This window comes from Sphingobium sp. PNB, from assembly GCF_019873065.1.
Classification (GTDB): domain Bacteria; phylum Pseudomonadota; class Alphaproteobacteria; order Sphingomonadales; family Sphingomonadaceae; genus Sphingobium; species Sphingobium fuliginis.
This window is the reverse complement of sequence record NZ_JAINEZ010000009.1, coordinates 76,471-92,615: the sequence shown is the minus strand read 5'-3', so window position 1 is coordinate 92,615 and position 16,145 is coordinate 76,471. Positions and strand designations below refer to the sequence as shown.

17 protein-coding genes and 1 pseudogene are annotated in these 16,145 nt (G+C 61.8%); 10 read left to right on the top strand and 8 right to left on the bottom strand.

Features of this window, described 5'->3' with window-relative positions; translation table 11 throughout:
• The 4 genes and pseudogenes from K7W03_RS05460 to K7W03_RS05445 form a co-directional block, all read right to left on the bottom strand.
• Positions 1 to 322, bottom strand: a pseudogene (locus K7W03_RS05460) (IS21 family transposase); the annotation flags it as partial.
• A 287-nt stretch (positions 323 to 609) separates the two neighbouring features.
• Positions 610 to 1,182 (bottom strand): alpha-ketoglutarate-dependent dioxygenase AlkB, encoded by a 573-nt coding sequence (locus K7W03_RS05455; protein ID WP_061940004.1) that lies wholly within the window; start codon positions 1,180 to 1,182, stop codon positions 610 to 612.
• Positions 1,182 to 1,823, bottom strand: a complete 642-nt coding sequence (locus K7W03_RS05450; protein ID WP_226869718.1) for an SOS response-associated peptidase family protein — start codon at positions 1,821 to 1,823, stop codon at positions 1,182 to 1,184. Before K7W03_RS05450 ends, K7W03_RS05455 begins: the two co-directional genes overlap by 1 nt.
• A 28-nt stretch (positions 1,824 to 1,851) precedes the next feature.
• The gene (locus K7W03_RS05445) at positions 1,852 to 2,217 is read right to left on the bottom strand and encodes a hypothetical protein (RefSeq protein ID WP_061940000.1); all 366 of its coding nucleotides are present in this window, start codon (positions 2,215 to 2,217) and stop codon (positions 1,852 to 1,854) included.
• 305 nt (positions 2,218 to 2,522) lie between these two features.
• Here K7W03_RS05445 and K7W03_RS05440 point away from each other — a divergent pair, with 305 nt between their 5' ends.
• From K7W03_RS05440 to K7W03_RS05425, 4 genes are all read left to right on the top strand, one after another.
• Complete coding sequence (locus K7W03_RS05440) at positions 2,523 to 3,284, top strand: ImuA family protein (protein ID WP_061939998.1); 762 nt, start codon at positions 2,523 to 2,525, stop codon at positions 3,282 to 3,284.
• Positions 3,199 to 4,719 (top strand): Y-family DNA polymerase, encoded by a 1,521-nt coding sequence (locus K7W03_RS05435; RefSeq protein WP_061939996.1) that lies wholly within the window; start codon positions 3,199 to 3,201, stop codon positions 4,717 to 4,719. Before K7W03_RS05440 ends, K7W03_RS05435 begins: the two co-directional genes overlap by 86 nt.
• A 154-nt stretch (positions 4,720 to 4,873) precedes the next feature.
• Positions 4,874 to 5,035, top strand: a complete 162-nt coding sequence (locus K7W03_RS05430; RefSeq protein ID WP_162492719.1) for a hypothetical protein — start codon at positions 4,874 to 4,876, stop codon at positions 5,033 to 5,035.
• 38 nt (positions 5,036 to 5,073) lie between these two features.
• Positions 5,074 to 5,409, top strand: a complete 336-nt coding sequence (locus tag K7W03_RS05425) for a hypothetical protein (protein ID WP_139111425.1) — start codon at positions 5,074 to 5,076, stop codon at positions 5,407 to 5,409.
• A 140-nt stretch (positions 5,410 to 5,549) separates the two neighbouring features.
• On the opposite strand, the gene K7W03_RS05420 is transcribed toward K7W03_RS05425, so the two are convergent.
• Together K7W03_RS05420 and K7W03_RS05415 are read right to left on the bottom strand one after the other, a co-directional pair.
• Entirely contained in the window at positions 5,550 to 6,209 is a 660-nt protein-coding gene (locus K7W03_RS05420) for a sigma-70 family RNA polymerase sigma factor (protein ID WP_061940026.1), read from the bottom strand.
• Between the two features lie 458 nt (positions 6,210 to 6,667).
• Positions 6,668 to 7,366, bottom strand: a complete 699-nt coding sequence (locus K7W03_RS05415; RefSeq protein ID WP_226869717.1) for a hypothetical protein — start codon at positions 7,364 to 7,366, stop codon at positions 6,668 to 6,670.
• Here K7W03_RS05415 and K7W03_RS05410 point away from each other — a divergent pair.
• The 5 genes from K7W03_RS05410 (at position 7,365) to K7W03_RS05390 (ending at position 14,042) form a co-directional block, all read left to right on the top strand.
• Positions 7,365 to 10,631 carry an error-prone DNA polymerase gene (locus K7W03_RS05410; RefSeq protein ID WP_061939990.1) on the top strand — a complete coding sequence of 1,089 codons (3,267 nt, stop codon included), beginning with the start codon at positions 7,365 to 7,367 and terminating at the stop codon, positions 10,629 to 10,631. The two genes, K7W03_RS05415 and K7W03_RS05410, sit on opposite strands and share 2 nt — an antisense overlap.
• 80 nt (positions 10,632 to 10,711) lie before the next feature.
• Complete coding sequence (locus tag K7W03_RS05405) at positions 10,712 to 10,987, top strand: type II toxin-antitoxin system Phd/YefM family antitoxin (RefSeq protein WP_061939988.1); 276 nt, start codon at positions 10,712 to 10,714, stop codon at positions 10,985 to 10,987.
• A complete protein-coding gene (locus tag K7W03_RS05400; RefSeq protein WP_061939986.1) occupies positions 10,984 to 11,322 on the top strand; it encodes a type II toxin-antitoxin system RelE/ParE family toxin in 339 nt (112 codons plus the stop codon). Before K7W03_RS05405 ends, K7W03_RS05400 begins: the two co-directional genes overlap by 4 nt.
• 253 nt (positions 11,323 to 11,575) lie before the next feature.
• A complete protein-coding gene (locus K7W03_RS05395) occupies positions 11,576 to 12,274 on the top strand; it encodes a hypothetical protein (protein ID WP_061939984.1) in 699 nt (232 codons plus the stop codon).
• 448 nt (positions 12,275 to 12,722) lie between these two features.
• Positions 12,723 to 14,042 carry a hypothetical protein gene (locus K7W03_RS05390; protein WP_061939982.1) on the top strand — a complete coding sequence of 440 codons (1,320 nt, stop codon included), beginning with the start codon at positions 12,723 to 12,725 and terminating at the stop codon, positions 14,040 to 14,042.
• A gap of 273 nt (positions 14,043 to 14,315) precedes the next feature.
• On the opposite strand, the gene K7W03_RS05385 is transcribed toward K7W03_RS05390, so the two are convergent.
• Positions 14,316 to 14,666: a helix-turn-helix domain-containing protein gene (locus K7W03_RS05385; protein ID WP_061939980.1), complete on the bottom strand. Its 351-nt coding sequence runs from the start codon at positions 14,664 to 14,666 to the stop codon at positions 14,316 to 14,318.
• 47 nt (positions 14,667 to 14,713) lie between these two features.
• Here K7W03_RS05385 and K7W03_RS05380 point away from each other — a divergent pair, with 47 nt between their 5' ends.
• Positions 14,714 to 15,196 (top strand): NADAR family protein, encoded by a 483-nt coding sequence (locus K7W03_RS05380; RefSeq protein WP_061939978.1) that lies wholly within the window; start codon positions 14,714 to 14,716, stop codon positions 15,194 to 15,196.
• On the opposite strand, the gene K7W03_RS05375 is transcribed toward K7W03_RS05380, so the two are convergent.
• Positions 15,160 to 16,125, bottom strand: a complete 966-nt coding sequence (locus K7W03_RS05375; protein ID WP_061939976.1) for a PfkB family carbohydrate kinase — start codon at positions 16,123 to 16,125, stop codon at positions 15,160 to 15,162. The two genes, K7W03_RS05380 and K7W03_RS05375, sit on opposite strands and share 37 nt — an antisense overlap.
• Positions 16,126 to 16,145: the final 20 nt, after the last annotated feature.

Here is a 16,145-nt window from a genome sequence, read left to right as displayed (position 1 = left end):
CCGGGCCATGAACGGCCCGCCAGGCACGGATACGACGCTCCATCGTGCGGCGAACCCCAAAATCGAGATCGGGATGGCGACGGCGCATCTCCTCGAAGATCGCCACCGCCCGCAAGCCAGGTGCCGCCTTCAGCATTGGTACGATCTCGCTCTCGAAGATCGATTCCAACGGATCAGGTCGCCGTCGGCCGCGGGGCGCTTTACGGTGTGAAGGAAGCACCGGATCGCTCGCGATCCGGTAGCCCGTCGCGGTGCTGAACCCGGCCTTCGCCGCAGCCACCGGGACCGGGTTGGTCTGTCGCAATTTCATGAAAAGCCTCATTTGATGATCGTTGACTTGGCAACCCGGCACTCACGGCATCTCCCTCCAATCTGGATATGCCAATGAATATTGGGTCGGCCCCGACGATCTACGGCTCCTCCATTAAAGGGCCATCGGTTGTTGGGGTCTCGGCTACGGGCTTCGGGCTACGCCCTCCGCCCTTCACCGACACCCCAACAACCGATTCTCATCTTGATTGTCGCTACGCTCGCATCCTGTCAGTCGCCGCGCAAAATATCGCCCGTCTGGCGTAACCGGATATTGGGGCTTGGCGTGCCTGCCTGGCATCAGGCCGGTTTGAGGCTGCGAAAGGTGATCGACCAGCGCGGTTCTTCTTGTTCGGTGATGCTATGCTCCCATGCATGCCGGGCTTCGCCCGCCAGATGGTAGATGGAGCGCGGCTCCAGCGACACCGTGCGGCGCTCGAACCCATCCGCCGTTCGGCGCCTGAAGCGCATCGGGGCGGCGCCCCCCAGCGAAATGCCGACGACATGCTCGAACACCGGCCGGTCCTTGTGCCAGCCAATGCCCGCGCCCGGATCGTATCGGATCAGCAGCGCCTGGACGAGCGCGTCTGGCGGCAACGCAGCAAAGCGGGCGGCACGATTGCGCAGCGGCAGCAGCCAATCTGGCAGGGGATCGGCCGGACCAAAGCTACCCCGCTCGAAATCATAGTTCCAGCCATAGCTGCGGGTGAGGCGCTTGCCGGTCCATTTCTGGAAACGGAATGGCGCCAGCGGTGTGGCATCGATCCGGGTGATGAGTTCTGCTTCTTCCGCATCGGAGAGAAAGCCCGGCTCATACCGCAGGCCCAGCAGAAGCGGAGGCGCGAAAAGGTCGATCTGGTGGGCAGACGCCATCACAGGAGCGCCAGCTGATTATCTGCAGAGGGCGGACGCTTGCCGCTCCGCCAGAGATCCTCGGTTTTTTCGACGCGGAAACGCTCGGCCGAAAAGGGCGGACGGAACTGGAAACCGATCACGTCCCGGATCTCGCCGTGGAGCCAGGCGTCATATTCATGAGGGTCGAGCAGCACCGGCATACGGTCATTGGTCGGACGCACGGCGTCATTCGCTTCCATCGTCATGCCGGCATAGACCGGACCTTGTTCGGGCATGTTCCGGCAAAAGCCCGCCCAGGCCATCAGGGGCTGGCGCTTTAAGGAAAACCAGGTGCGGGTCCGCTCACCCGGTACGCCGTCGGGATTGGCGAAATGCGTCAGCACGATGAGGCAGCGATAGCGCGCATCCTGCGCCATATGATCCCACATCGGATTGGTGAGATCGGCGACCAGCCCGATGCGGCCCGGTTCCTCGTCGCGTTCGCGCATCTCGCGGGTCAGGCGGCTAAACCCCCAGGTAACGCCGCGCATGATCCGCCGACCCTTACTCTCGAAAACCACAAGGCCAAGCGCGCCTTCGGTGGTTTCGAACGGGAGCTCGATTGGCGCGGGCATATCTGCGCCGAAATGCGCGGCGACCTCGCTCAGTCCTGCAGCCATGCAATGGAGCCTCGACATGGCAGGCCGATCAGTTTGGCTTCTGGCCGTCGTCGGCGACAGACATGAAGCGGTCGAGCAGAGCGTCGATCGGATGCATGCCGGTTTCTTCGAAGGTCGAGCGCAAATTCTGGGCTTGCTGTCCCAGCATCTTGCCATAGGCCTCCCCGCCTTTGCGTAGGCTTTGCCGCGTCGGGAACTCAGGCGCCTGCTCCATGATGCAGGCGAGGCCCATCAATATGCCCTCGACCGCAAGATCGGGATCGACCGTCTGCTCGCTGTCCCGAACCGCTGACCCCAGGACCAGCTCCAGTGTCTGCTGGGCGACACGAAGCCGCAGGGCCTCCTCGCGTGGCAAGGTGTCGAGACCTTCGATCGGGATGATACGCGGGGTCATGCTTGGGCCTCCTTACCAGGGAATTTCATCATCGGTGACAAGCGCGGGATCGTGGCTCGGATGATAACGCGGCGGCGTCGATTCGCGCTCCGATTCATCCGCATGTGCGAGGGGCGCTTTTTTTCCGGAGCCTCCTCCCCATGCTTCAGGCTCAATTTTTTTCGCTGCACAACCATGGGTTTTCCCGCTTTGTTTCGAGAGCGTACCGCCGATCCTGAACGAGCAACGACTCCAGTGCGTTGACTCATACTGTAATTGGAACAAAATAGGAACAATCCAACCGCGAGCCACAAGGAGGCCCTTCGATGATGGAAAGAGGGGCGCGCCCCCGCGTTGCTGCCCTGCGCGCCCAGATTGCCGAGATCGAAGGCACAGAGCGTAGGCGCAAAGAGGTTCTGCCATTTGGCTTGGAAATGGTCGATGCCAAACTGCCCGGCGGTGGTCTGGCGCTAGGAGCGCTGCATGAAGTGGCTGGCGGCGCGCAGGGCGTGACCGATGGGGCGGCCGCCGCCCTGTTCACTGCCGGTATTCTTGCGCGGGTGAGCGGTAGCATCCTCTGGTGCATGACCGAGCCCGACCTGTTCGCGCCAGCGATTGCGCAGGCTGGACTTGATCCCGATCGCGTCATCTATGTGGAAGCTCGCGATGAAACAGCGGTTCTCGCCTGTTTCGAGGAAGGACTGCGCCATGGTGGATTGGGCGGTGTGGTGGCGGAACTCGCGCGCCTGTCGATGACCTCCTCGCGGCGTCTCCAACTGGCAGCCGAGAGCAGCGGCACCATTGGAATAGCGATCCGGCGCTGGCGGCGCCTGGCCGAGGCGTCGGACTTTGGCCAGCCGACGGCGGCCGCGACGCGATGGCGGGTGACAGCTGTTCCATCCGACCCACTGCCGGTGCCGGGTGTCGGCCGCCATCGCTGGTTCGTTGAGCTCATACGGTGCCGGGCAGGAGAGAGCGCCGATTTTCTGGTGGAAGCCTGCGATGCGACAGGTCGTCTCGCTCTTCCTGCCGACCTGGCCGACGGATCGGCTGCGTCGCAGGCTTGGGCAGAGCGCGCCGCCTCCTGACGCGCCGCTGATCCTTGCTGGCATCGACGGGCAACGCCGGGTGGTCACCGCGGCGAATGCCGCCGCGCGCATGATCGGTCTGCACACAGGCATGGCGGTCAGCCAAGCGCAGGCACTGGTGCCTGATCTCCTCATCCTGGATGCCGAGCCGCAGTCGGACCGGGACGGGCTGGAGCGGCTCGCCGTTTGGTCGCTGCGCCGCTACGCACCGATTATCGCGGTCGATCCGCCCGATGGGCTGATGCTCGATATCACCGGCGCTGCCCATGTCCATGGCGGCATCATGGGCCTGCTCAAGGACATCGTGCAGCGGCTGGCCGAGGTGGAGACGGTCGGGCGCGCGGTGTGTGCGCCGGCCTATGGCGCGGCGCATGCGCTGGCCCGCTATGGCCCGGAACCGCTGCGCGTTATCGATCCGCTCGACCTCGAGGAGGCGATTGCCGATCTGCCGCTGGTCGCGCTGCGCCTGGACCAGGCCATCGTCAGATCATTGAGCCAATTGGGCCTGGAGACGATCGCCGATCTGGAAGCCATGCCGCGCGCCTCGCTCGCGCTGCGCTTTGGATCGATGCCGGGGCTGCGGCTCGACCAGGCCTATGGCCGTGTCGCCGAGCCGTTCGAGCCAGTTGCAGCACCGCAAACCATCGAGGTAGAACGCCGCTTTGCTGAGCCGATCGGCGCGCCTGAAACCCTTGCCCGCTATACCCACAAGCTGGTCGATGGCCTGTGCCAGCAGTTGGAGGAAGCGGGCGTTGGCGCGCGCAGGCTGGATTTGCGCTTCCACCGGGTCGACAACCGGGTCGAAGCCATCCGGGCAGGACTCGCCAAGCCCAGCCGTGACAGGAAGCAGATGGGACGGCTGCTCTGCGACAGGATCGAAACGGTTGATCCTGGCTTTGGGGTCGAGAAGATGGTGCTTTCCGCCCCCCAGGTCGAGCCATTGGGGCTTCGCACCATCTCGCATCTGGGCGAAACGCCGATGCCCGATGTCGCCATGCTCGTCGATATATTGGGGAACAGGGTAGGGGAGGAGCGGCTCTACCGGGTGGCCGCGCGCGAGAGCGATATTCCCGAACGCTCAGTCACCCGCATTCCGCCCATGGCCGATCCGACTTTGCTGCGCTGGCCTGAACGCTGGCCGCGCCCGGCCCGGCTGTTCAAGCGGCCCGAGCCGATCGACACCATGGCGCTGCTGCCCGATCATCCCCCGGTTCATTTCGTGTGGCGGGGCATGCGCCGCAAGGTGAAGCGGGCCGATGGACCGGAGCGCATCTATGGCGAATGGCATGTGAGTGATGAGGAATGGCTGAGCGTCCGCGACTATTTCCTCGTCGAGGACGAGACGGGCGCGCGCTACTGGGTCTTCCGTCAGGGTGATGGCATGGACAGCGCCACCGGCGGGCAGGGCTGGTTCCTGCATGGGCTGTTCGCCTGATTGCAACGAGCGGTAGCGTGATCGGACGCCCAGGCCCGCAATGATCGCACCCCGCGCAACCAGTAACCGGACAGGCAGCTCTTATTCGCCGCAAGCTTTGCTTTATTGCGCCACCGTCACTCTACCGTCATAGGCTCGGCCGATGGATGAAAAAATGAACGCTTTGATTTTACGAGTGATCGCGCGCGCGCCGCAATGGCTGCGCCATGATCTGGAATCCAAGGATGCCGCCGCGCGCGGCCGCGCCGAAGAAACATTGGCAGCGATGATCAGCGACGCACTTGCCAACGGAACTGCCGCAGCGGAAAAGGATTGAGGGCAGACAGTCATTTTTGCCTTGAGAGGATGCAAGCCGTGGAGATTGCCATGTCTGCGCTTCCTCTTGTCCTTATCCTAATGTTGACGGGGTCCCTCACGGCCACGGCCACGGCCGCTGAGCATCACGCGTCATTCCATGTCGCCTGCGCGCAGGGACGCAGTCTTGGCCTGCGGATCGAAGGACGGCAGGCGCGGGTGCAATTGGCCGACGGCGAACTGGTTCTCGCCCGCAAACCTTCATCGCTGGGCCGACATTTTCGCAGCGGCGACGCCACGCTGAACCTCGACGATGGCTTTGTCGCTTTTGCTCGACGAGGCGACTGGGATTGGCAGGACTGCCATATTGATCCGTCATTCGTTTCAGAACGGTGATCAATCCATCTTGAATTGCTACGCAAAAGGCATAGCTTGGAATGTGTCGCTCCTCCCTTGGGGCGACACCTCCCTGAACCTCGGCCCCGCCGTGCAGCTTTGCTCCGGCGGGGATCCTTTATGCGACGGCGCGCTGGTCTTCAGGCGGCTGTTGGCAGCAGGGGCAAAGCGATTGGTATGGGGACAGGAGCGCGGCGTGCCTGGATCTTTTCCAGATCAGCAAAGATGCTGATGACCGCCTGATCGCCATCTTCAAAGTCACGCCACTTGGTGGTGAGCACGCCGCCATCGATCAGCGCCTCCAACGTGGCGCGGGCGCGGGATACCCGGCTTTTGACCGTTCCGACGGCTGTGCCCATGATTTCGGCGGCTTCCTCATAGGAAAGCCCGCCCGCGCCTACCAGGATCAGTGCCTCACGCTGCGGATCGGGCAGTTCGGCCAGAGCGCGCATCATGTCGCGCAGTTCCACGCTCATATCCTGCCCGGCGGGCGCCGCGAGCTTGCGGTCGGCGACTACATCGTCCCAATCGCCCACGAAACGCTTGCGCCGCATCTGGCTGAAATAATGATTGCGCAGGATGGTGAAGGTCCAGGCCTTGAAGCTGGTTCCCGCAACGAAGCGCGCGCGCGCCGCCCAAGCCTTCATCATGGTCTCCTGAACGAGATCGTCGGCAGCGTCAGCGTCATGGCACAGGCCGCGGCCAAAGGCGCGCAGATGCGGGATGGTTTCGGCGAGTTTATCCTTGAAATCCTTGTCCGAGAGCGTGGGCTTGATGTCTTCCTGCTGATTGTCGCTCACGCTGCTCTCCAATCCCAATATCTCAATGAAATAGAACATTTCGCTTGAGCATCTGTTCCGGTTTCGAAAGCGGCCGAAACGACAAGACCCCGCCAGCGGGAGGCTGGCGGGGCCGAAGTTTCACCGGATCAATCAAGCGGGGGGCAATAGTTCGACCCGATAAAAGCAGAACGCCCTCTCAGGCCGTCGGTTCCAATCGGGGCCTCTGTAGAAGGGGCAACACGCCCCCGCCGATCGCGGCGGGCAGACCGAGCTTGGCAAGGGAGTTGACCGTGCAGGATGCGCCATGGCCGGAGACCGCCCCTTTTTGCCGCTGTCGCCATCACCGTGGGCGATTGGCCCGCCGATGGGGCTGCGGACATGCTTCATTAAAGAGCGTGCACGGGAATGATGGAGATGCTGGCTGTAAGCCATGAATGAAAATCGGTATAACGCGGGTCTTACCGAATGGACGTGGTTCAGCTGTCAGCTCTCCACTGATCCAGCTTAGCATCGTATTTCCTGCGGGCAGCAACGATGGCGGTTTCGAGCTTTGCCTGTTCCTTCTTTCCCGCAGTCCGCAAGCGCGTGATTTCCTCTTTCAGCCCGGCGCGCTGATCTTCCAGTTCCGCGACTTTCGCATCGAGCGCCTGTTGCTGCGCCTCCAACTTCTGCTCGGCCGTATCGAGGGCCGCTCGGCTTGGACGAGGGCGGGGTTTCTTCGCGCGACGCGGTGGCGCGGCTGTAGTGTCCGGCTTCTTGCTGTCGGGTTTTGCTGGTGGTTTCGATTTCGCGAGCGCTGCAAAATGCTGCTCGGTGCTGCCGCGCGGCACCTTGATCACCGTTCCGGGCTGCGCAAGCGGTGCCTTCATGAGCTTAGCATCGGTCACCTGCTCCGCGACACCGCGTGCGAAAAGATTGCTGTCGGCGCCCCAGGCTTCGAGCGCCTTCTTCTGGCTGGGCGCGGCAATATAGGCGTCGTGGAAACCGATCGGGGTCCGGAACACCTTGAGTTTGGCCGCCATTAGTACGTTTCCTCGCTTGCTGTCGATGACTGGGGCGCTGGCATCTGAACGCGTTGCGACGATTATAGGCTGCATCAGCGATTGACTCATGGCGTTATGGAACAAATAGCGAACAATATGCGCTATGATGTGAGAATCGGCAGGTGCCGCCATGCGATATGCTGAACTCCAATGCGCCTCGCATTTCTCCTTCCTGCGCGGTGCGTCGAGCTGTGAGGAGCTGTTCACCCAGGCGGAAGCCTGTGGCCTCGATGCCCTTGCCATTACCGATCGCAACAGCCTGGCCGGGATCGTGCGGGCCCATGAGGCGGCGAAGGTCACCGGCGTCCGGCTGATCGTCGGCTGTCGGATCGACCTTGCCGACGGTCAGTCGCTACTGGTCTATCCCATCGACCGATCTGGCTATGGCCACCTCTGCCGACTGCTCAGCCGCGGCAAGAAACGGGGCGGGAAGGGCAAATGCATCCTCGGCTGGGACGATGTCGCGGATTTTGCCGAAGGGCTGCTCGCCATATTGTTGCCCGGCGAGGTGGAGGAAGCCGAGGCCGTGATCGGGCGCTTCGCCAAACTCTTTGCCGGACGGGGCTATCTGGCGCTGACCCTGCGCCGGCGGCCGGGCGATCAGTTGCGACTCCATAATCTCTCCAATCTCGCTGCACGGCATGCGGTGCCGACAGTGATCACCGGCGATGTCCTCTATCACCATCCGCATCGCCGTGTGTTGCAGGAGGTCATGACCTGCACCCGTCATCGCTGCACCATTGATGAGCTTGGCGCCCGGCGTGAGCTTTATGCCGACCGCTATCTGATGCCGGCTGCAGAAATGCACCGCCTCTACGGTCGCTATCCCCAGGCGCTGGCCCGGACGCTGGAGATTGCCGAGCGCTGCCGCTTCTCACTCGACGAGCTCAAATATCAATATCCGCAGGAAGTGAGCATCGCGGGCCAGACGCCGCAGGCGGCGCTGGAGCAGATGAGCTGGGAGGCGGCAAAGGCCCGTTATCCGGAGGGCGTGCCCGACAAGGTCGCGCGCCTGCTGCGCCACGAGCTGGGGCTGATCGCCGAGCTTGGTTATGCGCCCTATTTCCTGACGGTGAACTCCATCGTCCGTTTCGCGCGTAGCCGGGACATTCTCTGCCAGGGGCGGGGCTCGGCCGCCAACAGTGCGGTCTGCTATGTGCTGGGTATCACCTCGATCGACCCCGAACGCTCCGACCTGTTGTTTGAGAGGTTCATCAGCCAGGAGCGCAAAGAGCCGCCCGATATCGACGTCGACTTCGAGCATGAGCGGCGCGAGATCGTCATGCAATGGGTGTTCGACACCTATGGCCGTGACCATAGCGCGCTCTGTTCGACCGTCATCCGCTACCGCGCCAAGGGCGCGATCAAGGATGTCGGCAAGGCGCTGGGCCTTTCCGAAGATCTGATCAAGGCGCTGTCGAGCCAGGTCTGGGGCTGGAGCGAGGAGGGGGTTCAGGAGCGCCATGCCGAGGAATTGAACCTCAACCTCTCCGACCGGCGATTGCGGCTGGCGCTGGACCTCGCGCGCGAGTTGATCGGCACGCCCCGCCATCTCTCTCAGCATCCCGGCGGCTTTGTCCTTACCCATGACCGGCTCGACGAATTGGTGCCGATCGAGCCCGCCGCTATGGCGGACCGGCAGGTCATCGAATGGGACAAAGACGACATAGATGCCTTGAAATTCATGAAGGTCGATTGCCTGGCGCTGGGCATGCTGACGGCCATGAAGCGCGGGTTCGATTTTCTGGAGCAGCATAAGGGCATCCGCATGGACCTGGCCTCCATTCCACCCGAAGATCCGCGTACCTATGCCATGATCCGCGCCGCCGACACGCTGGGCGCGTTCCAGATCGAGAGCCGGGCGCAGATGGCGATGCTCCCCCATATCAAGCCGCGCACCTTCTATGATCTGGTGATCGAGGTGGCGATCGTGCGGCCCGGCCCCATCCAGGGCGATATGGTCCATCCCTATCTGCGCCGGCGGGCGGGGAAGGAGAAGGTCGAATATCCCAAGCCCGAACTGGAAAAGGTGCTGGGCAAGACGTTGGGCGTCCCGCTGTTTCAGGAACAGGCGATGCGGGTAGCAATCGAATGCGCAGGCTTCACAGCGTCCGAGGCCGATCAGCTGCGGCGCGCCATGGCGACGTTCAAGTTCACCGGCGGTGTGTCGAAGTTCAAGGAAAAGCTGGTCAGCGGCATGGTCGAGCGCGGTTACACCGCCGAGTTTGCCGAGAAGACCTTCGGTCAGCTGGAGGGTTTTGGCAGCTATGGCTTCCCGGAAAGCCATGCGGCCTCCTTTGCGCTGATCGCCTATGCGTCCTGCTGGCTCAAATGCTGGCATCCCGAGGTGTTCTGCGCGAGCCTGCTCAATTCGCAGCCCATGGGTTTCTATGCGCCGGCCCAGATTGTGGCCGATGCCCGCGCCCATCGGGTCGAGGTGCGCCCGGTCTGCGTCAATGCATCACGCTGGGATTGTACGCTGGAGCCGACCACTGGCGACCGGTTCGCTGTGCGGCTGGGCATGCGGATGGTGCGGGGGCTTAAGGAAACAGACGCCGCCCGAATCATCGCGGCGCGGGCGGATGAGCCATTCATGAGCGTAGAGGAGCTATGGCGCCGGGCAGGCGTGGGATCGGGCGCCCTCAATCGACTCGCTGAAGCCGATGCCTTTCGGGGCGCCATGCGCATTGCCCGGCGGGAAGCGCTCTGGGCGATCAAGGCGCTGCGTGACGAGCAACTGCCGCTGTTTGCTGCCGCTGACACGCGGGAAAACGGGTTCGTACAGGAGATTGTCGAGCAGGCCGTTGCCCTGCGGCCGATGAGCGAAGGGAGAGAGGTGGTCGAGGATTATGGCCATGTTGGCGTTACGTTGCGCCAGCATCCGGTGTCGTTCCTGCGAGAGGAATTACAGCGGCAGAAGATGGTACCGTGCAGCACGCTCGATACGACCAAGGAGGGCCGCTACATCTGGCTGGCCGGGCTGGTGCTGGTGCGCCAGCGACCGGGGTCGGCCAAGGGGGTCATGTTCATTACCATTGAGGATGAGAGCGGGATCGCCAATCTCATTATCTGGCCGCGCATGTTTGAACAGAACCGGCGGATCGTCATGGGTGCGCGTATGCTCGGGCTGTACGGGCAGGTGCAGCGGGAGGGCGAGGTTGTGCATGTTATCGCGAAGAAGCTGGTCGACCTATCGCCATTGCTGGGATCTTTGGGGCAAAGAGGGGAGGCGTTTCCTCTTCCCTACGGCCGCGGCGATGGGGCGCGGAGCGGCGGAGGACCTGATCCCAGGGATAGTTCAGCAAGGCAGCCAGCCGCGCGTGATATTCTCGTGCGCGACTTGCATATCGATCATGTGCGAGAGCGACCGCTGGTGAAAAGTCGGAATTTTCAGTAACCGCCAAAGTTGCACCGGCCTTGCGATATCCTCACGGGCGGACTATATTTGGTTCGAATTTAGTCCACGAAGGTCATGCCATGCGATATTCGAGCCAGGTGAAGCCGATCAGCTATCTAAAGGCCAATGCTGCTGAGGTGCTGCTTGACCTCGCAGAACGGCGTCAGCCACTGGTGATTACGCAGAATGGCGAAGCCAAAGCCGTCATCCAGGATGTCGCGTCCTTTGAGGAAACGCAGGAGGCGTTGGCGCTTCTCAAGCTGCTCGCGATCGGTAACCAGGATATCGAAGCAGGGCGGACAAAGGCTGCGCGATCGGTGATTGCCCGGCTTAAGAAGAAGGCAGCGCCCAATTGACGAAGGCTGGGAGGTTTGAGGTTGAACTCACCCGGGGTGCGGAAGACGATCTCGAAGCCATTTTCGATTATCTCTCCGAGCACCGATCGCGTGCTGACGCCGACGCGCTCCTTGATGCATTTGCGGGGAAGATCGAAGCGCTGAAACAGTTTCCGATGCGCGGCAGCGTACCGAAGGAATTGGAGGGGTTCGGGATCAAGGAGTTTAGACAGCTTCTCCTTCATCCATATCGGCTGATCTACCGAGTGGCTGGGAACCGTGTATTTATTCTCCTCATTGCAGATGGTCGGCGGGATATGCAGGCCCTGTTGGAACGCCGACTGTTGGGACGATAGGTCCATGAAATGCGTAACCTGGAGGTCTGATTTCAGGTCAACATGGGGACCTTCGCGACGGTCGGCTTCAAAACGCGGCGCCCTCGATTGCAGACGTCAGGCGAGAGCGAACGCGCCGTCCGTTCAAGCCGACAAAGTAGTCCTTGGCGGCGTGGACTTGCCTTACCGAAACCGGTCATCCATCCATCGTTGTTTTGTGGGGTTGGATCGCAGCTTTCGGGGGAAAGCCGCGCGGAAAGACGGCGAACGCCAGATGAACCAGCATAACCTGATGGTTTCGGTGCTCACCGCCGCGGGCGGTGAGCCGATCGAGAGTCACACGAGACCCGGCTATACGGGCAAGATCGCAGATATCCTGTTCCCGGCGGACGATGTGATCGTCGAGGTTAAGTCGCTCACCACAGATCGGGCCGCATCGGACGAGACGTCGGAGGCGGTTGGCGAGATGTTTTTGCGCAATACGCATATGGGAGCACCGGTAATATCCGGCACTGTGACGGTGAGGTTGCACGATCTGCCGCCCGCGATCGCCATGAACACGCTGCGGATCGCTGGCAAAAGGGTCTTGGCGGAGGCGAAGGCCGCGAACGCGCAGCTCAAAGCGACGAAGGCTGCGCTGGGTCGGCCAGAGGCGATGGGGCTGCTGGCACTGATCACCCCGCCTTTTCGGCTGGATCGGCATTCGATCGTGGCCCTGGTGGGAGACGCGATGCGTGACAATCGGTGCCGCTCCATCGATCAACTCTTCCTGGTCGAAACCCCTCTCGCGGCGCCGGAGCCTTATCGGCGGTGGGGAAACAGCTTCATGTCTTTGCATTCGCGACCCGATGGCGATCGCATCCTACCGCAGCATCTCGCCGAAGCGATCGGACGCGCCTGGGGCGAGATCACCGGACAACCGGCGGGCCCGGGGAATGAAGAGGACTATCACCGCTTCGGAGCGACGTCCTGAACCGCCGACAGAGCTGACATTCAGGGCATTCGACGCGCGCCCTGAAAGCGGTCCCCTTCATAAATCTAGCTCTTAAAACACCATGCCTCCGGTAAATACGGTTCCATCCGAGGTGTTGGCGATCCTGTCTATGGCGTGCGGGGTCAGCAGTCCCAAGCAACTGTTCAGGGTTGTGACCGATGCGGAAGGGGCCCGTGCGCCCTACAGGCTCCAGACCCTCAGGGGGGGGGCTCCCTTCCACAGCCTACTTCATATCATCATATCATCAGACAGGGGGAACGATCACCGCCCGCTGGAGCGCAGTCGCCCAGCCTGCCACGCGAGAGTTCCGGTCGACGCTAACGGCTTTTCCACACTTATTTTCCGTGCTTTAACGCAGAATCCGCTGCTTGGCGGTTCCTTCAGCACGATGTCGTCCGGTTGCCGCGACATAAAAGAGAGTTCGAAGATGCTTGAGCGACTGTCGGATCTGGACGAGCTAATCCTGCGGTGCCGGACGGATGAGGCCCGGGAACATATCGCGGAAGCGGTCGCGTCCTATCGGGGCGGCGCCTATCGCGCGACGATCGTCATGAGCTGGATCGCCGTGGTCTTCGATCTGATGGACAAGGTCCGAGACCTTAGTATTGGCGGGGAGGCGGCGGCGAGTAGGATTCTCGAAACTTTCGAGATCTACCAGCAGCAGATTCATTCGGGCGCGCAGCAGGCGACGAAGCAGGCGCTAGAATTCGAACGGGAGATTCTGCAAAAGGTTTTCAACGACCTTTCCTTGATCGACGCGCAGCAACTGACAGATCTCGAGCGTCTGCGTGAGGACCGCCACCGCTGCGCCCATCCATCGTTCAACCGCGTCGGTGAAGCCTTCCGCCCTCCCGCTGAACTGGCGCGGCTGCACCTGCGTAATGCGATCGCGCACGTACTCAGCCAACCGCCCGTTCAGGGAAAGGCGGCGCTTGAGGCCCTCAAGACCCTCGTCTCGTCAGCCTATTTCCCGACCGATCTCGCCAAGGCAAAGACCCAGCTGGCCAGCAGCGCTCTGGGCCACCCGACGCCCACGCTGGTCAAGAATTTCATCGACGCCCTGATCTTCGGCTATATCGAACTCGACGATGGCTTCCACCAACTGCCGCAGGCGCTCACCGCCTTGACCATCGTGGCCGACACGCACAGGGGTATTGCGGAACCCAGAATTGGCCAGCAGTTCCGAAAGATCTTTCACAAGGCCAATGACGAGGAACTGCCGACCGCTGTGGCGTTCGTTGCCGCGTGGCCGGCAGCATGGGATCTGCTCGATGCAGCGAATCGCGACCGCGTGACTCATTTCATCGAAGGCGCCGACTACAATGAAATCGAGCCTAGTTTTCCGTTTCTTGTGCATATCCCAGACCTGGTGCCGCAGCTCAAGGAGCGTCTGCTGGATTTCAACACCAACCAGCTGGCCGCTTTGCTGGCCGAGGAAGGCCTGCGCCCCATCGTTGTCGATGCGATTATCGCGCGTTATCTCAAATCCAACACTTACAACCACGCCAGGATCAGGCGGACAAGGCTGCTCCTGCCAGTGCTCGATCATCTGACGCCCGACCATATCGGCTACCTCGTCACCAAGGCCGCCGAGAACGACCAAGTCTATGATGAGACCGGCTTTCCACGGCTGCTCAACCGCATCGCGAAACTGAACATAATTCCCTTTGCCGCTTACAAGGTGCTCGTTGAGGGAAGCGGCTTCACGGACGTACTCGACGAGGAAGAGGAGAGCGACGAAACCTAGGTCAGACGACCGGATCTAGGCGGCCAGAGTACGACGTGTATCGCCGACACAGCGGACGTTGAGCCTAAAGATGAACGTCCTCGAAAGATGGCGGCGTACGTACACTAGAAGCCGATGCCCTAATCTCCTGATGAGATCGATGAGAATTGCCTATGTGGGCTCTTTGGCTGCCTTGCGCAATGCGGCGAGCGTATCTTCTGTCGCCATCATATCGTCGACCCGAAGACGGCGGGCTCGCTCGCTGAAGGCCGCTTCGGCGCAAGCGACCCGCGCTTAGTTGGCCCGAACCTTGAGATCGGCGATCGCATCCAGCATGCGGGAGATAACCTGCGCGCCCTCGGGCGTGTCGTCCCATATCTTGCGCATGCTCGACATCGCCTGCGCCCATTCCGGCGCCATGCTCGACTGTTGTGGCTCCAAGCGCGGAACCCGGATTTCCAGCGCCTTGCAGACTTGCACGACGTTGTGGCTGAATGTCTTGAAATGCCCCTCGCAGATCCGGCTGACCTGACTCGGATGGACGAGCGAAATTCTCCCTAATTCCGCGTAGCTTAGTCCTTTCTCTGCGCGCGCAGCAACGATTTTCGCCTTCAGGTCATCAAGCTGCTTGATTGTCGGCTTCATGCAAATTAGCATGCATATAACAAATTAAATTTGCAAGGAGGTTTCGAGTGGACGAAATTCGGTTCTACCGGGCCAGCGAGAAGCCCTATGGCGCCTTCAGCAACCTATATCGTCGCGAGGTGGAATTCGAGGGCGAGGCGTTCGCCACCAGCGAGCATGCGTACCAGGCGGGCAAGGCGCGCAAGCCTGAGGTCCGTAAGTGGCTGCTGGCGGCGCCGTCGCCAGCGCTGCTAGCAATGGCGGCGCACGGCCTATATTATTGGGATGTGGCCCCTGGCTGGTCTACCTCGAAGTTTGACCGCATGCGGGCTGTGCTCAGGGCGAAGTTCACCCAGCACGCGGATCTTCGCGACCTGCTGCTATCGACGGGCGACGCCCGCCTTGTCGAATCGGCTACGGTGGACAATGACGTCAACCGGCTCTGGGGCGAAGTAAACGGCGCGGGCAAGAACATGCTCGGCGTGCTGCTGATGGAGATACGGGACGAACTCCGTCAGGAGGACGAATGTTGCCTCGTCGCCGCTGAATAGGCCTTTGACGGCACGCGCAGGACTTCGCGGGCATAGTTGGGGCCGCAATGCTTGAAGAGGCCGCGTGCGCCGACAAAGGCGCAGTTTTCGGCGGCTAGTCGTTGACCAGCGACTATACCCTCGATCAGCACTGTAGTGCTGAGGTCGTTCGCTTGGAGGCCGGACGAGAGCATCCAGTCGATGACGCCAACGCTCACCATGTCGCCCGAACCGCAGGTATCGAGTACCGCTGGCGCACTTATCGCCGAACACCACACGGCCTGGTCGTCATGGCGGATTTCAAGACCTGCTGCACCGTGCGTGACGATCCGCACACAGTCATGATGCAGGTCCGCCAGGCGCTCGCCAAGCCTGTCGACAGAATATTTGAGGATGGAGACGAGGCCTAGCGCCTCATCGAACAGGTCGTCTTGCTCGACGTCCGAGGGCTCGAAGAAGATGATTGCACCTGAGCGCCGGGCAGCCTTCATGGCTTCCAGGATGCTCTCCGACAGCCGGTCGGCGTAGAAGACGCTGCACTGGGTGAGGATGTGGAGCGCGGAGGCCACCTCGCTCTGTCCGATCGGAACGTAGCGCGGAAGATCCTCGCTCGTCTCGGGGCAGACGAAGGTGAAATCGTGATGGCCCGACGCCGTGTCCAACTCCTGGGCGATGATCGGCGAGCGCGTGCCCGATTGGCGATGGATGTGATCTACGACCGCGCCGGCCTCGACGAACTCCGCGAGCAGTTGCCCGCCCTCATCGTCGTCGCCGAGCATCAGCAGCGGAACGACATTCCGATGCAACATCGCGAGCGACAGGAGTACATTCCCGCATGAGCCTCCCAGCGCTTCGTCGGTCAGGTCGCCATCGGCGTAGATCCTGTCTAGGACGGTCAGTCCTGTGCCAGCTACGTCGAAGCGGTACTGAAGAGAAGTCGCGGTAGTCATGTTCTTGCTATGTACTCCTT